23 protein-coding genes are annotated in these 21,128 nt (G+C 61.6%); 4 read left to right on the top strand and 19 right to left on the bottom strand.

Annotation, left to right across the window (positions count from 1 at the left end; genetic code table 11):
• Positions 1-119: 119 nt before the first annotated feature.
• On the bottom strand, positions 120-737 hold the full coding sequence (locus H0W47_RS01435) for an NAD(P)H-dependent oxidoreductase (protein WP_296919672.1): 618 nt from the start codon (positions 735-737) through the stop codon (positions 120-122).
• 106 nt (positions 738-843) lie between these two features.
• On the opposite strand from H0W47_RS01435, the gene H0W47_RS01430 reads away from it, so the two are divergent.
• Positions 844-1,752, top strand: a complete 909-nt coding sequence (locus tag H0W47_RS01430; RefSeq protein ID WP_296919669.1) for a LysR family transcriptional regulator — start codon at positions 844-846, stop codon at positions 1,750-1,752.
• 226 nt (positions 1,753-1,978) lie between these two features.
• On the opposite strand, the gene H0W47_RS01425 is transcribed toward H0W47_RS01430, so the two are convergent.
• A complete protein-coding gene (locus H0W47_RS01425) occupies positions 1,979-2,866 on the bottom strand; it encodes a LysR substrate-binding domain-containing protein (protein WP_296919691.1) in 888 nt (295 codons plus the stop codon).
• Here H0W47_RS01425 and H0W47_RS01420 point away from each other — a divergent pair.
• On the top strand, positions 2,792-3,352 hold the full coding sequence (locus H0W47_RS01420; protein WP_296919667.1) for a DUF2917 domain-containing protein: 561 nt from the start codon (positions 2,792-2,794) through the stop codon (positions 3,350-3,352). The genes H0W47_RS01425 and H0W47_RS01420 overlap by 75 nt on opposite strands.
• On the opposite strand, the gene H0W47_RS01415 is transcribed toward H0W47_RS01420, so the two are convergent.
• Genes H0W47_RS01415 through H0W47_RS01405 form a run of 3 tightly spaced genes read right to left on the bottom strand, consistent with a single transcriptional unit; the run spans position 3,340 to position 5,049 of the window.
• On the bottom strand, positions 3,340-3,780 hold the full coding sequence (locus tag H0W47_RS01415) for an SRPBCC family protein (RefSeq protein WP_296919665.1): 441 nt from the start codon (positions 3,778-3,780) through the stop codon (positions 3,340-3,342). The genes H0W47_RS01420 and H0W47_RS01415 overlap by 13 nt on opposite strands.
• Positions 3,781-3,793: 13 nt before the next feature.
• Complete coding sequence (locus H0W47_RS01410) at positions 3,794-4,153, bottom strand: VOC family protein (protein ID WP_296919663.1); 360 nt, start codon at positions 4,151-4,153, stop codon at positions 3,794-3,796.
• Positions 4,132-5,049 carry a helix-turn-helix domain-containing protein gene (locus H0W47_RS01405; RefSeq protein WP_296919661.1) on the bottom strand — a complete coding sequence of 306 codons (918 nt, stop codon included), beginning with the start codon at positions 5,047-5,049 and terminating at the stop codon, positions 4,132-4,134. The genes H0W47_RS01410 and H0W47_RS01405 overlap by 22 nt, the downstream gene beginning before the upstream one ends.
• 359 nt (positions 5,050-5,408) lie before the next feature.
• On the opposite strand from H0W47_RS01405, the gene H0W47_RS01400 reads away from it, so the two are divergent.
• Together H0W47_RS01400 and H0W47_RS01395 are read left to right on the top strand one after the other, a co-directional pair.
• Positions 5,409-5,570 carry a hypothetical protein gene (locus H0W47_RS01400; RefSeq protein WP_296919659.1) on the top strand — a complete coding sequence of 54 codons (162 nt, stop codon included), beginning with the start codon at positions 5,409-5,411 and terminating at the stop codon, positions 5,568-5,570.
• Positions 5,571-5,946: 376 nt separating this feature from the next.
• Entirely contained in the window at positions 5,947-6,231 is a 285-nt protein-coding gene (locus H0W47_RS01395; protein ID WP_296919657.1) for a hypothetical protein, read from the top strand.
• A 79-nt stretch (positions 6,232-6,310) separates the two neighbouring features.
• Here the strand turns inward: H0W47_RS01395 and H0W47_RS01390 are convergent, their stop codons facing one another.
• From H0W47_RS01390 to H0W47_RS01325, 14 genes are all read right to left on the bottom strand, one after another.
• Positions 6,311-7,216 (bottom strand): SDR family oxidoreductase, encoded by a 906-nt coding sequence (locus H0W47_RS01390; RefSeq protein WP_296919656.1) that lies wholly within the window; start codon positions 7,214-7,216, stop codon positions 6,311-6,313.
• A 16-nt stretch (positions 7,217-7,232) separates the two neighbouring features.
• Entirely contained in the window at positions 7,233-7,682 is a 450-nt protein-coding gene (locus tag H0W47_RS01385; RefSeq protein WP_296919655.1) for a GNAT family N-acetyltransferase, read from the bottom strand.
• Positions 7,679-8,632 (bottom strand): glutathione S-transferase family protein, encoded by a 954-nt coding sequence (locus tag H0W47_RS01380; protein ID WP_296919653.1) that lies wholly within the window; start codon positions 8,630-8,632, stop codon positions 7,679-7,681. Before H0W47_RS01380 ends, H0W47_RS01385 begins: the two co-directional genes overlap by 4 nt.
• 144 nt (positions 8,633-8,776) lie before the next feature.
• Positions 8,777-9,793: an NADP-dependent oxidoreductase gene (locus H0W47_RS01375; RefSeq protein WP_296919651.1), complete on the bottom strand. Its 1,017-nt coding sequence runs from the start codon at positions 9,791-9,793 to the stop codon at positions 8,777-8,779.
• Positions 9,794-9,876: 83 nt separating this feature from the next.
• Positions 9,877-10,317 (bottom strand): PaaI family thioesterase, encoded by a 441-nt coding sequence (locus tag H0W47_RS01370; RefSeq protein WP_296919650.1) that lies wholly within the window; start codon positions 10,315-10,317, stop codon positions 9,877-9,879.
• Between the two features lie 121 nt (positions 10,318-10,438).
• Positions 10,439-11,230, bottom strand: a complete 792-nt coding sequence (locus H0W47_RS01365; RefSeq protein WP_296919649.1) for an SDR family oxidoreductase — start codon at positions 11,228-11,230, stop codon at positions 10,439-10,441.
• 94 nt (positions 11,231-11,324) lie between these two features.
• On the bottom strand, positions 11,325-11,555 hold the full coding sequence (locus tag H0W47_RS01360; RefSeq protein ID WP_296919647.1) for a hypothetical protein: 231 nt from the start codon (positions 11,553-11,555) through the stop codon (positions 11,325-11,327).
• Positions 11,555-13,387 carry an acyl-CoA dehydrogenase gene (locus H0W47_RS01355; protein ID WP_296919645.1) on the bottom strand — a complete coding sequence of 611 codons (1,833 nt, stop codon included), beginning with the start codon at positions 13,385-13,387 and terminating at the stop codon, positions 11,555-11,557. Before H0W47_RS01355 ends, H0W47_RS01360 begins: the two co-directional genes overlap by 1 nt.
• Positions 13,388-13,498: 111 nt before the next feature.
• Entirely contained in the window at positions 13,499-14,674 is a 1,176-nt protein-coding gene (locus H0W47_RS01350; protein WP_296919643.1) for an acetyl-CoA C-acyltransferase, read from the bottom strand.
• 24 nt (positions 14,675-14,698) lie between these two features.
• A complete protein-coding gene (locus H0W47_RS01345; protein ID WP_296919641.1) occupies positions 14,699-16,798 on the bottom strand; it encodes a 3-hydroxyacyl-CoA dehydrogenase NAD-binding domain-containing protein in 2,100 nt (699 codons plus the stop codon).
• Between the two features lie 307 nt (positions 16,799-17,105).
• Complete coding sequence (locus H0W47_RS01340) at positions 17,106-17,801, bottom strand: ABC transporter ATP-binding protein (protein WP_296919639.1); 696 nt, start codon at positions 17,799-17,801, stop codon at positions 17,106-17,108.
• A 1-nt stretch (position 17,802) separates the two neighbouring features.
• Positions 17,803-18,573, bottom strand: coding sequence for an ABC transporter ATP-binding protein (locus tag H0W47_RS01335; RefSeq protein WP_296919638.1), 771 nt, complete (start codon positions 18,571-18,573; stop codon positions 17,803-17,805).
• A 220-nt stretch (positions 18,574-18,793) separates the two neighbouring features.
• Entirely contained in the window at positions 18,794-20,083 is a 1,290-nt protein-coding gene (locus tag H0W47_RS01330) for a branched-chain amino acid ABC transporter permease (protein ID WP_296919636.1), read from the bottom strand.
• A 3-nt stretch (positions 20,084-20,086) separates the two neighbouring features.
• Positions 20,087-21,121, bottom strand: a complete 1,035-nt coding sequence (locus H0W47_RS01325) for a branched-chain amino acid ABC transporter permease (RefSeq protein WP_296919634.1) — start codon at positions 21,119-21,121, stop codon at positions 20,087-20,089.
• Positions 21,122-21,128: the final 7 nt, after the last annotated feature.

The following is a 21,128-nucleotide window of genomic DNA, read 5'->3' as shown; positions in this document are numbered from 1 at the left end:
TTGGTGCCGCACCCATCATTCGGAGTGAGCCCGGTTGAAAGTTAATTGATCCCCGCTGTGCTTGAAGATTGAGTGGCTTCGCGAGTGCGCTGACGATGCAACTTGACGAATCGCATCTCTCATACCATCGCGGCTTGTTTGATCGCAGTCGCGTGCTTGGCTACGAACGCATCCATCGTTTCTTCACCCATGTCGACTAACTTCGCTGCGCCTCCGGCAACGATGGTCACATCTGTGATGCCGATGACGTTGAGAATCAGCCGGAGGTACTGCGCAGCGATGTCTCGGTCGCGGATCGGGGAGCCTTCTGTGTACACCCCGCCCGAAGCGATCAGTACCGTTGCCTTCTTGCCTGTGACGAGACCTTTGCCGTCGATGCCGAGCGTCTGCCCCTTGCGAACGATGTGGTCGATCCAGGCCTTGAGTGCCGCTGGCACGTTGTAGTTGTACACGGGGGTCGCGATCAGGAGGTGATCGGCGGCAAGGACCTCGGCCACCAGCGCGTCCGACAAGCGAAGCGCCTCTTTCATTTCCGGAGAATGCTTCTCTTCAGGGGTGAAGTAGGCTGACAGCCACGGAGCGTTGACGTGCGGAAGTTCGATTTTTGCGAGATCGCGCACGACAACTTCGCCCTGCGGATGCGCGGCCTGCCAGTGGGTCAAAAAGCGCCGCGTCATTTGACGGGAAATAGAAGATTCACCTCGTGGGCTGGTTTCTACGATGAGAAGTTTGGGCATCCTGGTTCCTGGTGGTAGGTGATTTGAAGTAACGAATATAGGGATTTCCCGCCCCTTTCGTAAGCGATAAAAAACCGATTAGATCCATCGGCTAAACTGATGAATCATGATTGGCAGTCTCACTCTCGACCAACTGCGTGTCCTCGTCAGCATTGCGGACGCAGGAAGCTTTTCCGCCGCAGGTCGAAAGCTCCATCGCGCGCAATCCTCTATCAGCCAAGCGGTGGCGACCCTTGAAGAGGTGCAGGGGGTGCTCCTGTTTGACCGCAGCGGGCACCGCCCCCGGATGACAGAAATCGGCCGGGTGTTGGTCGAACAGGCTCGAAGGGTGCTGGCCACCGCGAGGAAGTTTGAAGCCGTGGCTGCCGGGACGCGCGCCGGGCTGGAACCCGAGTTGGCGCTGGCCATCGATCCACTGGTTCCGAGCGGGCCGCTGATCGAGAGCATTCGGGCGCTGAACAGCGCTTTTCCCGATCTCCCAGTCACCTTCTCGACGGAAGGGTTGGGCGGCTCGTTACGACGCTTGCGCAGCCAGACGGCGGCCCTGGCGATCTGCCTGCTGCTGCCCGTTGTGCCGGAAGACATCGTCGCCTTTCCGCTCATGCGTACCCGGCTGTATGCCGTGGTTTCGCGCGACCACCCGCTCGCTGCGTTGGGGCGACCAGCGGAGCGCGATGATCTGGCGCCTTATGTGCAGCTTGTCCTGTCCGATCCGGTCGATTCAGCAGGTCCCGATTACGGGCTGGTTGCGGACAGGCTGTGGCGATTTGTCGATCTCGGGCGGCGTCTCGATTTTCTGCTCGCGGGATTCGGCTGGTGCAGGATGCCCATGCATCTCATTGCAGGACCACTGGCGGCTGGCCGACTTGCGCTGATCGAGATTGCAGAAGATACCAACCCTGCAGAGGGTCTGACGATCTACGCTGCGCACCTGCGCGATCGAGCGCCGGGAAAAGCTGGACGTTGGCTGCTTGCTGATCTGCGGACGCGGCTCGCCGGGGTGACCCGGGACTAACGACGGCTGCCGCAATTACAGCCAAATGCTGCGAAAGGCGTGGCGTGTTTTTCAGGCGTATGCAGAGCCGGTCCATCAAGAGGAACCAGGGGTCCCATTTTCCGGGGGAACTTCGTCGTGCCGGTGCCCGAAGGCGTGGGTGTCGCGCAATACACCACGGTGCTGGCCTGGTGCGAGACCTTAACCGAATTCATCTCGGCGGCGCAGTACCGCTAGTGTTCATTCGTCAGGCGTAAACAATCGGCGCCGGACCGGCTTCTGCCAGCAGCCAATTCACGAAATCCTGCGCATCGCTGTTGCCGGCCGAGCGTGGTGCGACATTCACGAAATAGCCAAAATGTGATGCGGCAGCGCTGAAAGGTGCAACCAGCCTGCCGTCACGCAACAGTTCGGCCAGAAGCGGCAGGCGGCCTATCGCAACGCCCTGCCCCGCCACCGCTGCGGCCACCACGTCGGAATACTGCGAAAAGCGCAAGGTGTTCTTCATGCGCAGGTCCGGCAGGCCCATCACACGAAACCAGGGTTCCCAGTCCATGGTCAGCGGCTTGCCCAGAGGCATGTCAATGGCCAGCAGGGTGTGATTGGCAAGATCTGCCGGCTTTTTCAGAGGCAGGGCCCTGTTCTTGAGCAATGCGGGAGAACACACCGGCGTGACGGTTTCATCGAACAGGGAGCGACCCTTCGCATTTTCGATGGCCCTCAAACGGACGGACACGTCGATGCCGCTTCGCTCCAGGTCCAGCACTTCCAGTGTGGCGGAGATTCGCACATCAACCCCGGGGTGCGTCGCGGTAAAGCCGGCCAAGCGCGGAATCAGCCAGAGCGAGGCAAAGCCCGGCGTGGTGGTAATGGCGACCTGCCGCAGCGCGGTGGGCGCGCGCACGCTGGCGGTGGCGTCGCGCAGGCGCTCCAGGCAGTCGCCCACAGCGCGGTACATGACCCGGCCCGCATCGGTGAGCACCAGCGCGCGATGGCGGCGCTCGAACAAGGCCACGCCCAGGTCTGCCTCGAGTTGCTGGATTTGCCGGCTGACGGCGGATTGCGTCAAGAACAGCTCGGTTGCAGCGACGGTGAAGCTGAGGTTGCGCGCGGCCGCTTCAAAGCTGTAAAGCAGGTCCAGCCGCGGCAGTCGCTGCGGCGTATGCCCTGGGCAAGCACCAGGGAGGATGCTGACTTCACATTCGGTAGCGGCATGCGAAAGATTCCAAATGAACGTTTGAACACTCTGGGGCTGGCCAGTACATTCATTTCCATAGCGAATGTGAAAACGAAAGAATGGCCTGCCATGCCAACCGATTCAAGCCCCTTTGCCCTGACCCTTGCCCACCAAGCGATGTTCAGCGTGTCCGACGCTGCCGGCGTGCAAATCCTCTGCCATGAAGGCAGCTTGTGGGTCACGCTCGATGATGATCCGCGCGATATCTTGGTCGACGCGGGCGGCAGCTTCCTGACCACGGAACACCGTCGTGCGCTGATCTACGCGATGGAGCCGTCTTCCCTCAGCCTGGTGGTGGCGCCCTCGGTTGCCGTGGCGCGCCCTGCCGGACCAACGCAGGCGGCCCCCGCCGTCAAAGTGACGTTTGCATTTCAATCCGCCTGAGGTGCGTCGTTTCGGTGGCCCGAACCGGCCAGCGTTTGAGGGGACAGTGTGTGTTTCATCACCTCGATGCCCTGCGCCATCATGGCGTCAATAAATCCGGCAAGTTCGGCTGGCAGCACATCGGTGATCCAGACAAAGCGCGTCCAGTCTTCACCTTCGGCAAATACCTGCGCCGAGGCCTGGTGGTGTGTCGCCTTGCCGCCCGCCACTGAATAGCAAAGCCGGCGGGCGGACTCGTCGAGGCCGACCAGCAGTTCACGCGCCACCAAGCCGTTGGCGAAGGTCACCACGCGCGCGCCCTCTTCGAGGCGGCAGTCTGTCACAAAGCCGGGCGCCAGGCGCTGGTGCACAGCACCGAAATCACGCAACGCGTCCCAGACCTGGTTTACGCCGGCCTCAACGATGAATTCCTTGTAAACCGTGGTCATGGTGCTTCTCGCTTCACGGGCAGACGGCTTCGACGTTGTTGCCGTCGGGGTCGACCAGAAAGGCTGCGTAGTAGGTCGGGCTGTAGTCCGGGCGCGGACCGGGTCCGCCGTTGCCGCTGGCGCCGGCCTTCAGGCCGGCCTTGTAAAAGGCATCCACCGCCTTGTGGCTAGCCGCACGGAACGCGATGTGTGTGCCGGGGCCTTGCGCGCCTTTGGCCGCATAAAGCCACAAGGCCGGCGCGTCGGCCGGGCCGATACCGGCGTAGCTGTCGTCGTGAGAACCCAGCACATGGCCCAGCGGTGCCAGGGCGGCTTCGTAAAAACGGATGCTGGTTGCGAGGTCGCCGACTTTTATCCCGAGGTGGTCGTACATGGTGGTTTCCTGCTGGAAGAGTGGATCAGGCGGCCATCATCGAGCAGCGCGGCCATGCGGTCTTGGAGAATCTTGCGCTCCCCTTTCAGCCCTTTTCTGGCGGTCTGGCGGAAGGCGCGCGGCGAGACGCCAGCCGCACGGTGGAAGGTGCGCACGAAGTTGCTGAGGTCGGCAAAACCAACGTCCAGCGCCACATCAGTGACGGATCGGTCGCCATTGGCCAGCAGCCGCGCGGCGTGGCGCAGCCGGGAGCGCACCAGATACTGGTGCGGCGAAACACCGAGCACCCGGGAAAACAGGCGCAGGAAGTGAAAAGGGCTCAGTCCCGCCTGGCTGGCGGCGTGGTCCAGCGCGATGTCGTCGTGCGAATGGGCGTTGATCCAAATCGCCGCATCGACCGCGCGCTGGCGGTCGCGCCCGCCTGCGCGCTGAGGCGTCTGCCTGCGGCCCGACACCACTTCAACAAAACGGGACGCAAACCACAGGCCGGCTTCGTTCAGGCCGACATCGCTCCGGCTTTCGGCTGCTGCCTGTGCCAGCTCGCCCAGCACCATGAGTTCGGGCAAAGGCGGCAGGCCGCCGGTGCGCCAGGTGCCGGCGTCGCCGCCAATCAGGTCGACAAAACCCGGCGAGAGGTGAAAAGCCAGACACTCGTCGCCGCAGACATGGTTGTCGTGTGTGCACATGAACTCATCGCCAGGGTGGCCCACCAGCACCGAGCCGGCCACCAGTTCATAACACTCGCCGCGCGTGCGGTAGCCGAAGCTGCCCTTGCGTACATACGAGACCGAGTAACCGCTGTGTACCTCGGTGAAAGGCCTGGCATCGGGGCCCGTGCTGCAGCGGTAGTCCACCACCTCGATGGGGCCGGACTGCAGTGCGTTGGCGGTCAGCATGAGCTTTCCTCCCTGCGGGCCGAAGAATGTGAAATCGTCACTGTCATGAGGAAGATTATGGGAGTTTCCGGGCAGGAGCGTTCCGTCGGGGGCACGTAGGTCTGCGCATAGCGGTGCTTGCTATATTCGGCCCATGCCGAACCTGCTCGACTTCTTCAGCCATCCTCTGTACCTGCGCCTGTCGCCAGAGCGGCTGACGAACGCAATGTCAAGACCGGGGCTTTCATTTCCGAGGTGCCTGAAATCGCCATCTGCGCGGGGCGAAAAAGTTGCAAGTCCTGGGTGTGGGCGCTGAGGCTTCTTTGCATCGGGCAAGCCCCTCTGTCGAAGTTCTCAACCCTTTTGCCCATCCGCGCACCATGGTGGGAGATTTCACCGCCAGTGAGCAGCTCGTGAAAGCCTTCATTCCCAAGCTGACCGGGGCCAGCTGGCTGGCCATGGCGCCACGCGTCGTGTTTCATCCGCTGGGAGACCCCGCCGGTGGTTTCACCCAGCTGGAAATCCGGGCGTTCCGGCGCTGAGTGCCGGCGCTTCCAACGTGCTGATGTGGCAAGGCCCTGAACTGAGCGATGAACAAGTGTTGTCAGGCCAGTTCCCAGCGGCGAGGCGGTTGCTCGACTAGGCTTGACAACTCATTTAGCCCTGGCCTTCTTCAGCCTCCACCCAATTTCGGGGCTGTGCCAAAACCGGGCAGTCAGGTTGCGGGCTGCATGATGTCTTCCAGCCGCGTCCGGCACAGAGCCCAATGATGGCGCGCTAGAGAGGGTCACCCACCTCAGATCTGCAGGGTCTGGACCGCTACATTCAAGAGGCACTGACGCTCAGTGCGCAAGCGCCGAGCCGCGGTAAACAGGCTGCTCTCAGCAATTCCCGAATCAACTCAAAGGAAACCACACCATGTCTAAACGCGAAGAATATACCCAGAAGCTGAAAAGCGAACTCGATACGCTGAATGCCAAGATGGACGCACTGGAAGCAAAGACCCAGGAAGCCAAGGCAGATGCGCGCGAGGCCTACAAGGCCGAGGTCGCAAAGCTGCGTCACCAGTCCCGACTGGCCGTTGCCAAATACGAAGAGCTGAAAGCGGCTTCCGAAGACACATGGGACAAGATGGTTGCGGAAACAGAAAAAATCCGCGACGCATTTGTTCATTCGTTCAACTACTTCAAATCCCAGATCTAAGCGCTTCCCCAAGCGCTACATGAAGCGACTGGCCCGCATAACGCCGGGCCGGCGTTGAGCGCCCCGGTGGCAAGACGTATCAAGCCTCGCGCAAAGCCTTCTTCAACTCCTCGCCGAGCTCCGGCTTGTGCGCGAACGGGCTGGTCGGGTTGCGCGCCTGCAGGATGTCTTCCAGTCGCGTCTGCACCGAGCCAATGGCCTTGGGGTGGCTGTAGACATAGAACTGGTTGGCCGCGATCGCGTCGAAAACCTTTTGCGCCACCTCGGCGGCCGTGACCTTGCCGGAACCCACGGCCTTGTCGCTCATGGCCTGGCCGATCAGCTGGCTGCGCGTGGGTTTGACCGCTTCCAGCCCGTCCGGCCGGTTGCGGTGGCTCTGGCTGATGCCGGTGGGCACGAAGAAGGGGCACAGCACCGAGGCGCTGATCTGATCGGTCACCAGCGCCAGGTCCTGGTACAGCGTTTCGCTCATGCTGACCACTGCGTGTTTGCTGACGTTGTAAATGCCCATGTTGGGCGCGTTGAGCAGACCGGCCATGCTCGCGGTGTTGACGATGTGGCCTTGCCAGGCGGGGTCTTTTCTGGCGGCGTCGAGCATCATGGGCGTAAACACGCGCACGCCGTGGGCCACGCCCATCAGGTTGACGCCAATGACCCATTCCCAGTCTTTCAGCGTGTTTTCCCAGATCAGGCCGCCTGCCCCGACGCCGGCGTTGTTGAAGACAAAATGCGGCGCGCCGAAACGCGCGAACACGGCTGCGCCCAAGGCTTCCACCTCGGCGGCTTTCGATACGTCAAGGCGGAAAGCCAGCACCTGCGCGCCGGCGGCGGTCATCTCGGCCGCGGCCTTGTCGAGGGCGTCCTGCTGCACATCGGCCAGAACCAGGTTCATGCCAAGTCTGGCGCCTAAACGCGCACATTCCAGCCCGAAGCCCGAACCGGCGCCGGTCAACACCGCTGTTTTTCCTTTGAAATCGCTGATCATGGGTAGCTCCTGAAAATTAAACGGTGCGTAGCATCTCGATGTGGGAAATGCCGTCTTCGATGTAGGGCAAGCCGGTTTTTACAAACCCGTGCTGCACATAAAATTTTTCCAGCCGCGCCTGCGCGCCCATGCGTATGGGCTGCGCACCCCAGTGCTCGAACACGCAGGAAATAGCGTGGCGCATGAGCTCATGCCCCTGGCCGCTTCCCCGCAGGATCTGCCGGGTGATCACGCGCCCTATGCTGGCTTCGGTAAACTTCACACCGGCTGGAAAGCAGCGCGCATAAGCCACAAGCTGCTCATCGGACGCGCCAAGAACGTGCACGGCCAAGTGGTCAAAACCGTCCATGTCCTGGTAAATGCCGGCTTGCTCCATCACGAAAACTTCCGTGCGAAGTTGCAGGGCTCCATAGAGTTCCGCGGCCGACAGTGCATCAAACGCTGCAAACCGCCACGTGATGTTCATGCCGGGGCGACAGCTTTCAGCACATAGCCTATGCGCGGAAAGTGCACATACAAGGTGCCGGCGCGTTCGTCACTGCGTCGCAGGGTGTAGTGCGTGCGTGTGGCGGCGATCAGTTCCCCCGTGGTTGGCTCCGGGCCAAAAGTTTCAGAACTGATGCTCACGCAGCTGCCCAGCGGGATAGCGTGCTCGTCCTGGAAGGTGCTGTCGGTCAGCAGGCCCTGGCCGGCCGGCATGGGGTCGGACTCGGCGGCGATGGCAATGGCCCGTGCGGCATCAAATTTTTCCATGCTCCCCTGGCCGATGGCGGCCATGCGGTCCATCCAGTCGAGCACCGCCGGCGTGAGTTGCAGGATGTCGGCCACCACGGGTGTGCGCACACGCGTGAACCACAGCGGGTGGTAAGCCGAAAAGTCGGCAATGCAGGGCACCTGCCCGAGCAGGAAGGGCTGCTTGTCAAGCATGTCCGACAGGCGGCGCAGGTACGACTTGTAGGCCGCTGCGGCGTCTTGCGGGCGGATGCGGGGTACGCCGATGCGCATGGCCTTACGGTCCTCGCTGAAAGCCTTGGCCGCCTCGGGCGGTGCGCCGGCAAACATGTGGGCAGCGCCCTTGGGGCCCAGGTTGTGGGCCATGGCCGTCCAGAACAGTGTCTCGTCGGCCCACTGCGCCAGGGTGCGGGCCATGCCTTTGCCTGGCTCCGGGTACAAGGCCGGCGTGGGCTGCAGGTGCTCCAGCACGTCGCAAATCAGGGCGCTGTCGCAATAGATGTCCGCGCCGATCTGCATGAAAGGCGTTTTGCGGTAACCGCCCGTCAGCGCCACCACATCCGGCTTGGGCATCAGGCTGGGAATGACCACGGACTTCCAGGCCAGTTGCTTGTAGCCCAGAATGAGCCGGACCTTTTCCGAGAAAGGCGATGCGGGGTAGTGGTGAAGAATCAGGTCAGCCATGGGTGTCTCCTTGAATTTTTACTGCTGCATGGCGCGCTGGGTCAGCGCGTCAACATCCTGGCCCGCGGCCAAGGTCCCAAGAGCCCGGCCGCAGTTGACGGTCAGGCGTGAAATATCCATCTCCCTTCGGCCACGCTGTGCGGCCTAGACCAGCTTCACGAGCTGCTTGCCGAAATTCTTCCCCTTGAGCAAGCCCAGGAATGCCTCCGGAGCAGCTGCGATGCCCTGCGCCACAGTCTCGCGCGGCTTGAGCTTGCCGGTGCCGACCAGGGTGCCGAGTTCTTTCAGCGCTTCCGGCCAGACTTCCATGTGTTCGCTGACGATGAAACCTTGAATCTTCAGGCGATTCGTCAGGATCAGCTGCGGGTAAGTCATGGGCAGCGGCTGGCCATCGTAGCCAGCGATCATGCCGCACAGCGCAATCTTGCCGAAAGCGTTCATGCGGCTCAGCACCGCGTCCAGAATCATGCCGCCGACGTTTTCAAAGTAGCCGTCAATGCCGTCGGGGCAGGCTTCCTTGAGCGCTTTCGACAGCGATGCCGCATCCTTGTGCTGCCTGTAATCAATGCAGACGTCGAAGCCGAGTTCGTCCACGGCGTATTTGCACTTGTCCGGGCCGCCGGCGATTCCGACTGCGCGGCAGCCACGTGCCTTGGCCAGTGCTCCGAAGGCACTGCCCACGGCGCCGGTCGCGGCGCTAACCACCACCGTCTGGCCGGCTTGGGGCTCGATGATTTTCACCAGACCGTACCAGGCCGTGACGCCCGGCATGCCGACTGCGCCCAGGTAGTGCGACAGCGGCACGTGGGTGGTGTCGACCTTGCGTAGCGCGCCGGGCTGGCTCGCATCCACCACGCTGTACTCCTGCCAGCCGCCCATGCCAACAACCTTGTCGCCGACCGCGAACTTCGGGTTCTTCGACTCGACCACTTCGCCAGCCGTGCCGCCGCCCATGACCTGGCCTAGCGCCTGCGGCTGGGCGTAACTCTTGGCGTCGTTCATGCGGCCACGCATGTAGGGGTCCAGACTCATGAAATGGTGGCGCACCAGCACCTGGCCGTCGGTCAGTGCCGGTGTGTCGCTGCTGACAAGTTTGAAGTTGCTGGCGACGGCTTCGCCGGTCGGGCGGTTGTCGAGAAGGATTTGCTGGTTCTTTGGCATGGAAGTCTCCTGATGCTATGAATTTGAAAGCTGCTTGCGCCCGCTGGATAAGGGCTGAAGCACGATTTGTCCAATAATTCCGGTTAGTCCGTTGAAATCACCGTGTTGAGCGGGTTCACGCCCTTGGGCCCGACAGCAAGGCGTTTGACATATTTGAAGGTGCCTGTCGCGTGCGAGCAGATCCGCCCCTGCGCATCGAACACCGAGCCTTCGGTAAACGCCATGGTTGCGGTGCGGTGGATCAACCGACCCTTCGCGGTGAGTTTGCTACCGTCACCCGGCGCCGGTCGCATGAAGCTGGTTTTCATCTCGATGGTCACCACGCCCATGTCCGGCTCGACACTGCGCGCGGCTGTCGCCATCACCACATCCTGCAAGGTCATCAGCGCGCCGCCGTGTGTTACCTGGAAGGAGTTCAGATGCTCAGGCAGCGGCGTGTAGTCGATCTGCGATGCCCCGCTCTCGAACAGCATCAGCTCGAACCCGAGATGGTGGACAAAAGGAATTTCAACGCCAAAGTTCATGGGGGCTCCCCGTTTCCGTTCAAGCAGGGGCCGCGGGGCCGGCTCTGCCGGCCCGCAGGCGCAGCGGCCCCCCCGGGGGGCAGAGAGCTACGCGCAGCGAGCGAACGTGGGGGCTCCATCTCTAGCCGCCGGTTACGGCGGAGACGCCGCCGTCGACAGCCATCCACTGCGCGGTGATGTGTTTACCGGCGTCAGACGCGTACAGCACACACAGGCCCTTGAGGTCTTCGTCATCCCCGAGCCGGCCCAGTGGCGCGTGGGCGGCGAGTTTTTCCTCACCCATGGACTTGAGCGTGGCCACGGTCATTTTGCTCGGGAAAAAGCCGGGGCAGATGGCGTTGACGGTGATGTTGTACTTGCCCCATTCGCAGCCGAGCGCGCGGGTGAAGTTGATCACCGCGCCCTTGGACGTGTTGTAGGCCACGGTGGTCATCTCGGGCGGGTTGCCCCCCAGGCCGGCGATCGATGCCACATTGATGATGCGGCCGGAGCGGCGCGCAATCATGCTGTGTTTGGCGATGTGCTGGCTCAGGATGAAGTAGCCGCGGATGTTCAGGTTCATGACCTTGTCCCAGGCGTCCACCGGGTGGTCTTCGGCCGGTGCGCCCCAGGCTGCGCCGGCGTTGTTGACCAGGATGTCCACATGGCCGAAACGCTTGATGGTTTCATCAGCCAGCATGCGGATATCCGCCTCCTTGGCGCAGTCGGCGGCAATCCAGTCAACGGCGATGCCGGCAGCCTTCAGCGTTGCGGCCGACTCTTCCAGGTCTTCCGCCTTGCGTGAGCTCAGCATGATTTTGGCGCCCGCTTCGCCAAGAGCCTGCGCCAGCTGCAGGCCCAGGCCGCGCGAGCCGCCGGTGACCAGCGCGGTCTTGCCGCTAAGGTCAAACAGTTGCTGAATGGTACGGGTCATGGTCGGGTTCCTTGTTGTGGGTAGAGATGCAGAGAGTGTCGGGGGATGCACGCCGACCGGCTGTCGCGCGGTGGACGGTTCAGGAGAAAAAGGATCAATCCTCGGGCGTCAGGCGGGAGCGTACATAAATCAGCGAAAAGCCGATGGTAGCCACAATGCCACCGCCCACCACCATGGCCCAGCCGAGCGGCTCATGGGTACGTTGTACCGACAGGCCCAACACCAGCGTCAGCAAGCCCCCGTAGATCAGTACCCAGATCAGCTTCTGCAGCCGGACAATGGATTTGTTCGACGTGGCACTGCCCGACTCCTTGAAAAAACCCATCAGAAAGCCTCCTCCGGAAGGTCGGCGCAGGTCAGGTCACGGCTTGCAACCACCTTGAGCCAAGCGTCGATTTTAGGCAATTCATAGTGATAAAAGTAGCGCAATGCACCGAGCTTGCCTGCGGTAACAGCTATCGATTTGGTAGCATCTGCCTGCAGGGCGGCCAAGGCCACGTCAAGCCAGATCCAGGCCAGCACGGTGTGGCCGAAGCCCTGCATGTAGGGAACAGCGTTGGCCAATGCATCGGTGGGGTTGCCAGTGGCCCAGGCGGCCTTTGTGGTCGCGCCTACCTGCTGGAGCGCCTCGCCCAGCGCGTTGGCATGCGCGGCCAATTCGGGTACCTGGATGGCGCGCTCAATCGTGTGGTTGATGCGCGCAGCCAGGAGTTGCAGGCCCTTGCCATCTTCCATCAGCACCTTGCGGCCCAGCAGGTCGGTGGCCTGAATGCCGTGTGTGCCTTCGTGGATCATGTTCAGGCGGTTGTCGCGCCAGTACTGCTCCACCGGGAAGTCGCGGGTGTAGCCGTAGCCGCCGTGGATCTGGATCGCCAGCGAATTGGCTTCCAGACACCACTCGCTGGGCCAGCTTTTGGCAATCGGCGTGAGCACCTCCAGCAGCAGGCGGGCCTCGTCGGCGGCCTGCGCCTCGGCGGTATGCTGCTCGTCCACCAGGCGCGCGCAATACAGCTCCAGCGCCAATGCGCCTTCGCAGTAGGCTTTTTGCGCCAGCAGCATGCGTTTGACGTCCGCGTGTTCAATGATGCGCACCTGTGGCTGGGCTGCGTCTTTTCCCGCCGGTCCCATTGGCCTGCCCTGCGGACGATTTTTGGCGTACTCCAGGCTGGCGTAATACCCCGCCATGCCGAGCATCACGGCCGCCGTTCCGACACCGATCCGTGCCTCGTTCATCATGTGGAACATGCAGCGCAGGCCTTCATGCGGCTTGCCGACCAGATAACCGACGGCGCCGGCAGCCCCGTTCACCGGATATTTGCCTTCGCCAAAGTTCAGCAGCGTATTGGTGGTGCCACGCCAGCCCAGCTTGTGGTTCAGTCCAGCCAGTGCCACATCGTTGCGCACGCCGGTCAGTTGGCCATCGCTGCCGACCATTTTCTTGGGCACGATAAACAGTGAGATGCCGCGTGTGCCGGGGATCAACTTGCCATCCGGCCCCGGGATCTTGGCCAGCACGAGGTGGATGATGTTTTCGGTGAGCTCGTGCTCGCCGCTTGAGATCCACATCTTGTTGCCGGTGAGGCGGTAACGCGGACCCAGGGCCTCGGCCTCGAAATCCGGCCCATCCGGAACGGCGCGTGTGGTGATGTCGCTCAGCGAGGAGCCGGCCTGCGGCTCGCTCAGGCACATGGTGCCGGAAAAGCGCCCGGCAAATTCATTTCGCGCGAAGACTTCTTTCTGCATCTCGGTGCCGTGCACCAGCAGCAAATTGGCATTGCCCTTGGTCAGCAGGCTGGAGCCAATGCTGACCGAAGCCATGGCGAAAAAACAATTTGCCGCGGCCTCGATGGTGTAAGGCAGTTGCATGCCGCCTTCGTCATAGTCCTGCGCAGCGCTGAGCATGCCGGAACCTGCATAGGCCTTGTGCGCGTCGTGCGTGGCTTGCGGCAATAAGACTGTTTCACCATCGAAATGCGGCTCCTGCGTATCGACCAGCCGGTTAAAAGGTGCGTATTTTTCGCGCGCAATGCGTTCGCAGGTGTCGAACACCGCATCGAAGGTTTCGCGTGAATGGTCGCTAAAACGCTCACGCTGATTCAGCGACTCGGCGCCCAGCCATTGGTAAAGCAGGAAATCGAGTGTATGACGAAGGCTCATGGTGCTCTATTTTGTTCAGGAAGGGCCAGAAACAATCAGGGCTGGGTCGCTTGCCGGAATATCCGCAAAGCCTGCCCAGCCCATGGTCAGCGAGTCAATGAAAAAAGAAGCTCACAGCACTTCGAAAACGCCTGCCGCACCCATGCCGCCGCCGATACACATGGTCACGCAGACACGTTTTGCGCCGCGGCGCTTGCCTTCGATGAGGGCGTGGCCGGTCAGGCGTTGGCCGCTGACACCGTAAGGGTGGCCCACGGCAATCGCGCCGCCATTGACATTGAGCTTGTCCATGGGGATGCCCAGCTTGTCGCGGCAGTAGATCACCTGCACGGCAAACGCTTCATTCAACTCCCACAGGTCGATGTCGCTGACCTTCAGGCCCAGGCGCGCCAGCACCTTGGGAATGGCGTACACCGGGCCAATGCCCATTTCGTCAGGCTCGCAACCGGCCACCGCAAAGCCGAGGAAGCGGCCCAGCGGCTTCAGGCCTTTTTTCTCAGCCACGGTTTCGTTCATCACCACCACCGCGCCGCCGCCGTCGGAGAACTGGCTGGCATTGCCGGCAGAGATCACGCCGCCCGGAATGGCTGGCTTGATGCCGCTGATGCCTTCTTTGGTCGTGCCTTCGCGGATGCCCTCGTCCTTGCTGACCGTGACCTGTTTGGTGGTCAGGCCCATCACGGCATCAGCCACACCCATGGTGACGGTGATGGGGGCAATTTCGGCATCAAACAGGCCGGCGGCCAGTGCAGCCGTGGCTTTTTGCTGGCTGGCAGCGCCGTATTCGTCCATCTGTTCGCGCGAGATGCCATAACGCTTGGCGACCTGCTCGGCAGTCTGCAGCATGTTCCAGTAGATCTCGGGCTTGTTCTTCACCAGCCATGAGTCGGCCAGCATGTGGGTGTTCATTTCCTGCTGCACGCAGGAGATGCTTTCAACGCCGCCGGCCACATAGATGTCGGCTTCGCCGGCGATCACGCGCTGTGCAGCCAGGGCAATGGTTTGCAGGCCCGACGAGCAAAAACGGTTGACGGTGACGCCCGAGACGGTGATCGGGCAGCCGGCGCGCAGGGCGGCCTGGCGCGCGATGTTGGCGCCGGTCGCGCCTTCCGGGTTGGCGCAGCCCATGATCACGTCATCAACCTCACCAGCCTCTATGCCGGCGCGTTTGATCGCGTGTTCAATCGCGTGGCCGCCCAGGGTGGCGCCGTGGGTCATGTTGAAGGAGCCCTTCCAGCTTTTGGCCAGGGGGGTGCGTGCGGTCGAAACGATTACGGCTGAAGTCATGTGAATCTCCGAAAAATGGGGGGGTTAGTTGAAGGTCTTGCCTTCGGCGGCCAGCTTGGCCAGCAGCGGCGCAGGCTGCCAGAATGCCGCGTCGTCCAGAGGGTTCTGGGCGAAGCGCTGCATGCTTTGCACCACATTGAACAGTCCGATCTGGTCGGCGTAGTTCATGGGTCCACCGCGGTAGATCGGGAAACCGTAACCCATCAGGTAAACCATGTCGATGTCGCTGGCTTTGGACGCAATGCCCTCCTCCAGGATGTGCGCCGCTTCATTGACCAGGGCGTAGACCAGGCGCTGAACGATTTCCTCATCAGAAATCTTGCGCGGCGTGATGCCTAGCGCAGCGCGGTGGTCTTCAATCATTTTCACCACTTCGGCATTGGGAATGGCATCACGTTTGCCGGGAATGTAGTCGTACCAGCCCGCGCCGGTCTTCTGGCCGAAACGGCCCTTCTCGCACAGCAAGTCTGCAGTCTTGCTGTATTTCATGTTCGGCTTTTCCTGGTAGCGGCGCTTGCGGATGGCCCAGCCAATATCGTTGCCGGCCAGGTCTCCCATGCGGAACGGGCCCATGGCCATGCCGAACTTCTCCATCGCCTTGTCCACCTGCGCGGGGGTGCAACCTTCGTCCAGCAGGAAGCCGCCCTGACGTCCGTACTGCTCGATCATGCGGTTGCCGATGAAGCCGTCGCACACGCCAGACACCACCGCCGTTTTTTTGATCTTCTTGCTAACGGCCATCACGGTGGCCAGCACGTCTTTCGCGGTCTTCTCGCCGCGAATCACTTCCAGCAGCTTCATCACGTTGGCGGGGCTGAAAAAATGCATGCCCACCACGTCCTGCGGGCGTTTGGTGAACGCTGCAATCTGGTCAACGTCCAGCGTGGAGGTGTTGGAAGCCAGAATGGCGCCGGGTTTCATCACCCGGTCCAGTTCCTTGAAAACTTTTTCCTTGACGCCCATTTCCTCGAACACGGCTTCAATGACCATATCGGCGTCCTTCAGGTCGTCGTAGTTCAGCGTGGTGCTCAAGAGGCTCATGCGCTGCTCGTATTTATCCTGCTTGAGCTTGCCTTTCTTGACCTGGGCTTCGTAGTTCTTGCGGATGATGCCCAGGCCCTTGTCCAGCGCCTCCTGCTTCATCTCCAGCATCTTGACAGGAATACCCGCATTCAGGAAGTTCATCGCAATGCCGCCTCCCATGGTGCCGGCGCCGATGACGGCGACGGACTGAATGTCGCGCTTCGGGGTTTCTTCCGGCACGTCCGGGATTTTGGAAGCGGCGCGTTCTGCCACGAAGATGTGGCGCAGCGCGCGGCTTTCCGGCGTGAACATCAGGGCGGTGAATATCTCGCGTTCAAAAGCCATGCCTTCGTCGAATTTCTTCTTCGTCGCCGACTCCACCGCGTCCACACACTTGCCCGGTGCGGGGAAGTTTTTCGCCATGCCCTTGACCATGTTGCGCGCAAACTGGAAGTAAGCGTCGCCGTTCGGGTGCTTGCAAGGCAGATTGCGTACCAGCGGCAGAGGCCGGGTGTCGGACACAGCCTGGGCATAGGCCAGCGCCTCCTCAGCCAGCGACTCGGCGGAGGCCGCCATCTTGTCAAACAGCTTCTGGCCTGGGATCTGGGCCAGAAGTTCACTCTTGACCGCCTCGCCACTGACAATCATGTTCAGTGCCGGCTCCACACCGATGGCACGCGGCAGGCGTTGCGTGCCACCGGCGCCGGGAATCAAACCAAGCTTGACTTCAGGCAAGGCCACGCTGCAACCTGGCGCCGCAATGCGGTAGTGACAGCCCAGCGAAAGTTCGAGGCCACCGCCCATGCAAACAGAATGCACCGCCGCCACCACGGGCTTGGACGAATTCTCCAGCGCCAGAATGACGCTGAGCAGATTGGGCTCAGCCAGCGCTTTTGGGGAGCCAAATTCCTTGATGTCCGCACCGCCGGAGAAAGCCTTGCCGCCACCAGTCAACACAATCGATTTGACGGCTGCATCGGCATTGGCTTTTTGCAGGCCGTCGGTGATGCCCAGCCTGGTGGAATAACCGAGGCCGTTGACCGGCGGGTTGTCCATGGTGATCACCGCCACGCTGCCGTGAACTTCATATTTCGCTGTCATGTGTTTTCCTTGGGTTAGGTTTTCTCTGGCGGTTTGCGGCATTGCAGCAAACCGGCTGAAACGGCTGGTCGTCAAAATAGTACGACCGTTCTTTTCTTATTGTAGAGAGCTTGCAGTCCAGTTCAAGACCGCCGGTCGCCTTCATGTCCCACCGGCGACAAAAAACGGCTTTCCGGTCTTCGCGCAGGGGCTGTGAAGATTTCGTAGCGAGCGGGCCGAAGTGGCTGCTAGGCGCGCAGCCGTACAAAAGTACGGTGAGCACCGGAGGAGTCCGATCGGGACGCGCAGTAGAAAGGTTCACAGTTTCTCAGACTTCCAGCCATTCCTTGCGGATATACGCGTCGGCGCGCAGGCTGTCCGGCGTGCCCTGGAACACGATGCTGCCGTGGCCCATGACCAATGCCCGGTCGGAAATGGCCATGGCAATCGTCAACTTCTGCTCAATCAGCAGCACCGAAATGCCTTTGGCCTTCAGGGTCTGCAGGTACTGGCCCACCAATTCGACAATCTTGGGCGCCAGGCCCTCGGTCGGCTCGTCGATGATGATCAGGTCCGGGTCACCCATCAGCGCCCGGCACAAGGTCAACATTTGCTGCTCGCCGCCGGACAAGACACCGGCTTCGGTGTGCTGGCGCTCTCGGAGGCGCGGAAACATCTGGTACATGTCCTCAAACGACCAGCGACTTCCCTTGCCTTTGCCCTTCTGCCCCAGCATCAGGTTCTGGTGCACTGTCAGCGTGGGGAAGATATCGCGGTTTTCCGGCACGTAACCAATGCCCAGGTGCGCCACCTCGTAGGCCTTGCGGCCGGCGATCTGCTTGCCCTTCCACTGGATGTCGCCCTGGCAGTCGACCAAGCCCATGATGGCCTTGGCGGTTGTGGACCGGCCGGAGCCGTTGCGGCCGAGCAAGGCCACGATCTCACCGGGCTGAACGTCGAAATGAACGCCATGCAGCACATGGCTCTTGCCGTAATAGGCGTGGAGGTTTTCGATTTTCAGCATATCAATGATTTTCTGTCTGGGCATCAGCGACATGGGAGCCAAGATAGGCCTCCTGCACACGCGGGTTGGCGCGCACGGCGTCGGGCGTGTCAAAAGCCAGCACCTCGCCATACACCACGACGGCAATGCGGTCGGCCAGGCCGAAGACCACACCCATGTCGTGTTCCACCGTCAGCAGGGTTTTGCCTACAGTCACTTCCTTGATCAGGTTGATGAAGCGGCTGGTTTCACTGCGGCTCATGCCCGCCGTCGGTTCGTCGAGCAGGATGACCCCGGCGCCCCCAGCGATGGTGATGCCGATTTCCAGCGCGCGTTGTTCTGCGTAAGTCAGGTTAATGGCCAGCACGTCGCGTTTCTTGTCGAGCTTGATCATTTTCATGAGCTCGTCGGCGCGGTCATTTGCATCATCCAGATCAGCGAGGAACTTCAGAAAAGTGTACTTGTAGCCCAGGCTCCAGAGCACGCCGCAGCGCAGGTTCTCGAAAACACTGAGCTTGGGAAAGATGTTGGTGATCTGGAAGCTGCGCGACAAGCCCATGCGGTTGATCTCGAACGGCTTTTTTCCGTTGATGCGCTGGCCACCCAGCAGAATATCGCCGCTGCTGGGCTCAAAACGCCCGCTGATCAGGTTGAACAGCGTGGATTTGCCAGCGCCGTTAGGCCCGATGATGCCGACGCGTTCACCCGCATTCACGGCCAGGTTGACACCGCGGATGATTTCGGTCTTGCCAAAACTCTTGCGCAGGTCTTTCAGTTCAAGTGCGTAGCTCATATTGTTTCTCACCGGGCCAGCGCGCCGTACACAGCGCAACCAGCGTGATAATGATCGGCCGCCGCGCAGGGCCGCCTCAAGCAAGGCCAGCCCCCCCGGGGGGCAGCGAAGTACACGAAGTGACAAGCGTGGGGGCTCAGGCCGCCGGCGCAGGGCCGTCCCAAGCAAGGCACACCCCCTCGGGGGGCAGCGAAGTACGCGAAGCGACGAGCGTGGGGGCTCATAGTGCCTCCCGGCGCTTGATTTCTTTTTCGATGTACTCCTGGATCTCGCCCCATTCGACCAGAAACTGGCGCCGCGTGACTTCAAACAGGCCCAGACCGGTCAGCATGACAAAGGCTGCGCCAAACCAGCTGTTGAGATTCTTCGCGTCCAGCGTCACCCCCATGAACTGGAGCTTGGACCCCAGCGAGGTGCTGAGCTGCAGGTGATAGACCATCTCGATCATCGCGCTGGCACCGACCAGCAGCACCAGCACCGTCACCGTCATGGCCAGATAGCTGACCCAGAGTTGCCGCAGCTTGCCGAAAGCGGCCACACGCAGGTTCATCATGATCAGGCTGGCGATGCCGCCGGGCGCGTACATCACCATGAAGAGGAACACCAGGCCGAGGTACAGCAGCCAGGCCTGGGTGTACTCGGACAGCAGCACAAAGGCCAGCACCATCAGGACCGCGCCGATGATGGGGCCGAAAAAGAAGGTGGCACCCCCGAGGAATGTAAACAGCAGGTAGGCGCCCGAGCGCGCAGCGCCCACGACCTCAGCCGTGACGATCTCGAAGTTGAGTGCCGCCAGGCCACCCGAAATACCGGCAAAAAAGCCCGCGATGATGAAGGCAAAGTAGCGGACCTTCTGCGTGTCATAGCCGACGAACTCCACGCGTTCGGGGTTGTCCCGAACCGCGTTGAGCATGCGCCCCAGCGGCGTGCGTGTGAAGGCGAACATCGCGGCCACGGCCACAAAGGTGTAAAGCGCAATCAGGTAGTAGACCTGTATCTGGGGCCCAAACGTGATACCCAGAAATGGCTTGCCGACCATGCGATTACCCGAGACCCCGCCCTCACCGCCGAAGAATTCAGGGATCATCAGCGACAGTGCAAACACCAACTCGCCCAGTCCCAGCGTGATCATGGCGAAGGTCGTGCCCGACTTGCGCGTGGTGACATAACCGAACAGCACGGCAAAGCCGACACCCGCCAGCCCGCCGACAAGGGGCACCAGCGACACAGGCAACGGCAAGGCCCCGGTGCCGACGCTGTTGAGCGCGTGGATGGCAAGAAACGAGCCCAGGCCGGTGTACACCGCGTGGCCGAAGCTCAGCATGCCGCCCTGGCCCAGCAACATGTTGTAGGACAGGCAGGCAATGATGGCAATACCCATTTGCGACAGCACCGTCAGGGCCAGCCCGCTGCCGAACAGCTTGGGCGACACGATGAGCAGCAGCGCAAACAGGCCCCAGGTCAGCCAGCGCCCGACGTTGAAAGGCTTGAATTGGTAGTGGGTTTTCACGGCTTAGCCCTCCCGCTTTCCAAGCAGGCCGCGCGGCCTGAAGATCAGGATGAGCACCAGGAACAGGTAGGGAAGAATGGGTGCGACCTGAGACAGGGTCAGCTTGACGTAGGAGTTGTTCGTCACCGCGCTGCTCAGCGGCAGGCCGATTTGTTGCGCCAGGGTGGCCAGCGAATAATCGAAAGCCACTGCGAAGGTCTGTATCACACCGATCAGCAGGGAAGCTACAAAGGCCCCTGAGAGCGAGCCCATGCCCCCGACCACCACCACCACAAAAATCACCGACCCCACCGTGGCTGCCATGGCCGGTTCGGTCAGAAAGGTGCTGCCGCCGATCACACCGGCCAGACCCGCCAGCGCCGAGCCCGCGCCGAATACCAGCATGAAGACGCGCGGAACGTTGTGGCCAAGGGACTCTACCGCTTCCGGATGGGTCAAAGCCGCCTGAATGACCAGGCCAATTCGCGTACGGGTCAGCAGCAGCCAGACCGACCCCAGCATGATCACGGCCACCAGCATCATGAAGCCGCGGGTGGCAGGGAACGGGGAGCAGACGATGCGTACAGCGGCGTCGGCGGTACTGCACAGTTCGGTGGGGGCCGCACCCCAGAACACGCTCAGACCCTTGATTGAATCATTGATCAGCGTGAATGCCGGCCCTTGCAGCAACTCCGGAGGACGGAATTCCACGGCGATGCGGCCCCAGATCAGTTGCACCAGTTCGACGATCACATAGGACAGGCCAAAAGTGATTAGCAACTCCGGCACGTGCCCGAATTTATGCACCTTGCGCAGGCACTGGCGTTCGAAGATGGCGCCCAGGGCACCAACCACCAGGGGCGCGATCAGCAGCGCCGGCCAGAATCCGACGAACTGGGCCACGGTGTAACCGACGTAAGCGCCCAGCATGTAAAAACTGGCATGCGCAAAATTGAGCACGCCCATCATGCTGAAAATCAGCGTGAGTCCCGAACTCAGCATGAACAGCAGGAGCCCGTAGCTCAAGCCGTTCAGCATCGAAATGATGAAAAACTCCATTCAGCCT

This window comes from Polaromonas sp., from assembly GCF_013817205.1.
Lineage (GTDB): Bacteria > Pseudomonadota > Gammaproteobacteria > Burkholderiales > Burkholderiaceae_C > Polaromonas.
Note: the sequence above shows the minus strand (reverse complement) of the source record. Positions and strands in the feature narration are given on the sequence as shown.

Excerpts from the sequence above, each read along its gene's own strand:
- H0W47_RS01325 (WP_296919634.1), bottom strand. The coding sequence starts at position 21,121 with ATGGAGTTTTTCATCATTTCGATGCTGAACGGCTTGAGCTACGGGCTC.
- H0W47_RS01335 (WP_296919638.1), bottom strand. The coding sequence starts at position 18,573 with ATGAGCTACGCACTTGAACTGAAAGACCTGCGCAAGAGTTTTGGCAAG.
- H0W47_RS01405 (WP_296919661.1), bottom strand. The coding sequence starts at position 5,049 with ATGCTGACCGCCAACGCACTGCAGTCCGGCCCCATCGAGGTGGTGGAC.
- H0W47_RS01395 (WP_296919657.1), top strand. The coding sequence starts at position 5,947 with ATGTCTAAACGCGAAGAATATACCCAGAAGCTGAAAAGCGAACTCGAT.
- H0W47_RS01385 (WP_296919655.1), bottom strand. The coding sequence starts at position 7,682 with ATGAACATCACGTGGCGGTTTGCAGCGTTTGATGCACTGTCGGCCGCG.
- H0W47_RS01370 (WP_296919650.1), bottom strand. The coding sequence starts at position 10,317 with ATGAACTTTGGCGTTGAAATTCCTTTTGTCCACCATCTCGGGTTCGAG.
- H0W47_RS01400 (WP_296919659.1), top strand. The coding sequence starts at position 5,409 with ATGGTGGGAGATTTCACCGCCAGTGAGCAGCTCGTGAAAGCCTTCATT.
- H0W47_RS01365 (WP_296919649.1), bottom strand. The coding sequence starts at position 11,230 with ATGACCCGTACCATTCAGCAACTGTTTGACCTTAGCGGCAAGACCGCG.
- H0W47_RS01430 (WP_296919669.1), top strand. The coding sequence starts at position 844 with ATGATTGGCAGTCTCACTCTCGACCAACTGCGTGTCCTCGTCAGCATT.
- H0W47_RS01415 (WP_296919665.1), bottom strand. The coding sequence starts at position 3,780 with ATGACCACGGTTTACAAGGAATTCATCGTTGAGGCCGGCGTAAACCAG.
- H0W47_RS01355 (WP_296919645.1), bottom strand. The coding sequence starts at position 13,387 with ATGAGCCTTCGTCATACACTCGATTTCCTGCTTTACCAATGGCTGGGC.
- H0W47_RS01390 (WP_296919656.1), bottom strand. The coding sequence starts at position 7,216 with ATGATCAGCGATTTCAAAGGAAAAACAGCGGTGTTGACCGGCGCCGGT.
- H0W47_RS01410 (WP_296919663.1), bottom strand. The coding sequence starts at position 4,153 with ATGTACGACCACCTCGGGATAAAAGTCGGCGACCTCGCAACCAGCATC.
- H0W47_RS01340 (WP_296919639.1), bottom strand. The coding sequence starts at position 17,801 with ATGCTGAAAATCGAAAACCTCCACGCCTATTACGGCAAGAGCCATGTG.
- H0W47_RS01345 (WP_296919641.1), bottom strand. The coding sequence starts at position 16,798 with ATGACAGCGAAATATGAAGTTCACGGCAGCGTGGCGGTGATCACCATG.
- H0W47_RS01375 (WP_296919651.1), bottom strand. The coding sequence starts at position 9,793 with ATGCCAAAGAACCAGCAAATCCTTCTCGACAACCGCCCGACCGGCGAA.
- H0W47_RS01435 (WP_296919672.1), bottom strand. The coding sequence starts at position 737 with ATGCCCAAACTTCTCATCGTAGAAACCAGCCCACGAGGTGAATCTTCT.
- H0W47_RS01380 (WP_296919653.1), bottom strand. The coding sequence starts at position 8,632 with ATGGCTGACCTGATTCTTCACCACTACCCCGCATCGCCTTTCTCGGAA.
- H0W47_RS01350 (WP_296919643.1), bottom strand. The coding sequence starts at position 14,674 with ATGACTTCAGCCGTAATCGTTTCGACCGCACGCACCCCCCTGGCCAAA.
- H0W47_RS01360 (WP_296919647.1), bottom strand. The coding sequence starts at position 11,555 with ATGGGTTTTTTCAAGGAGTCGGGCAGTGCCACGTCGAACAAATCCATT.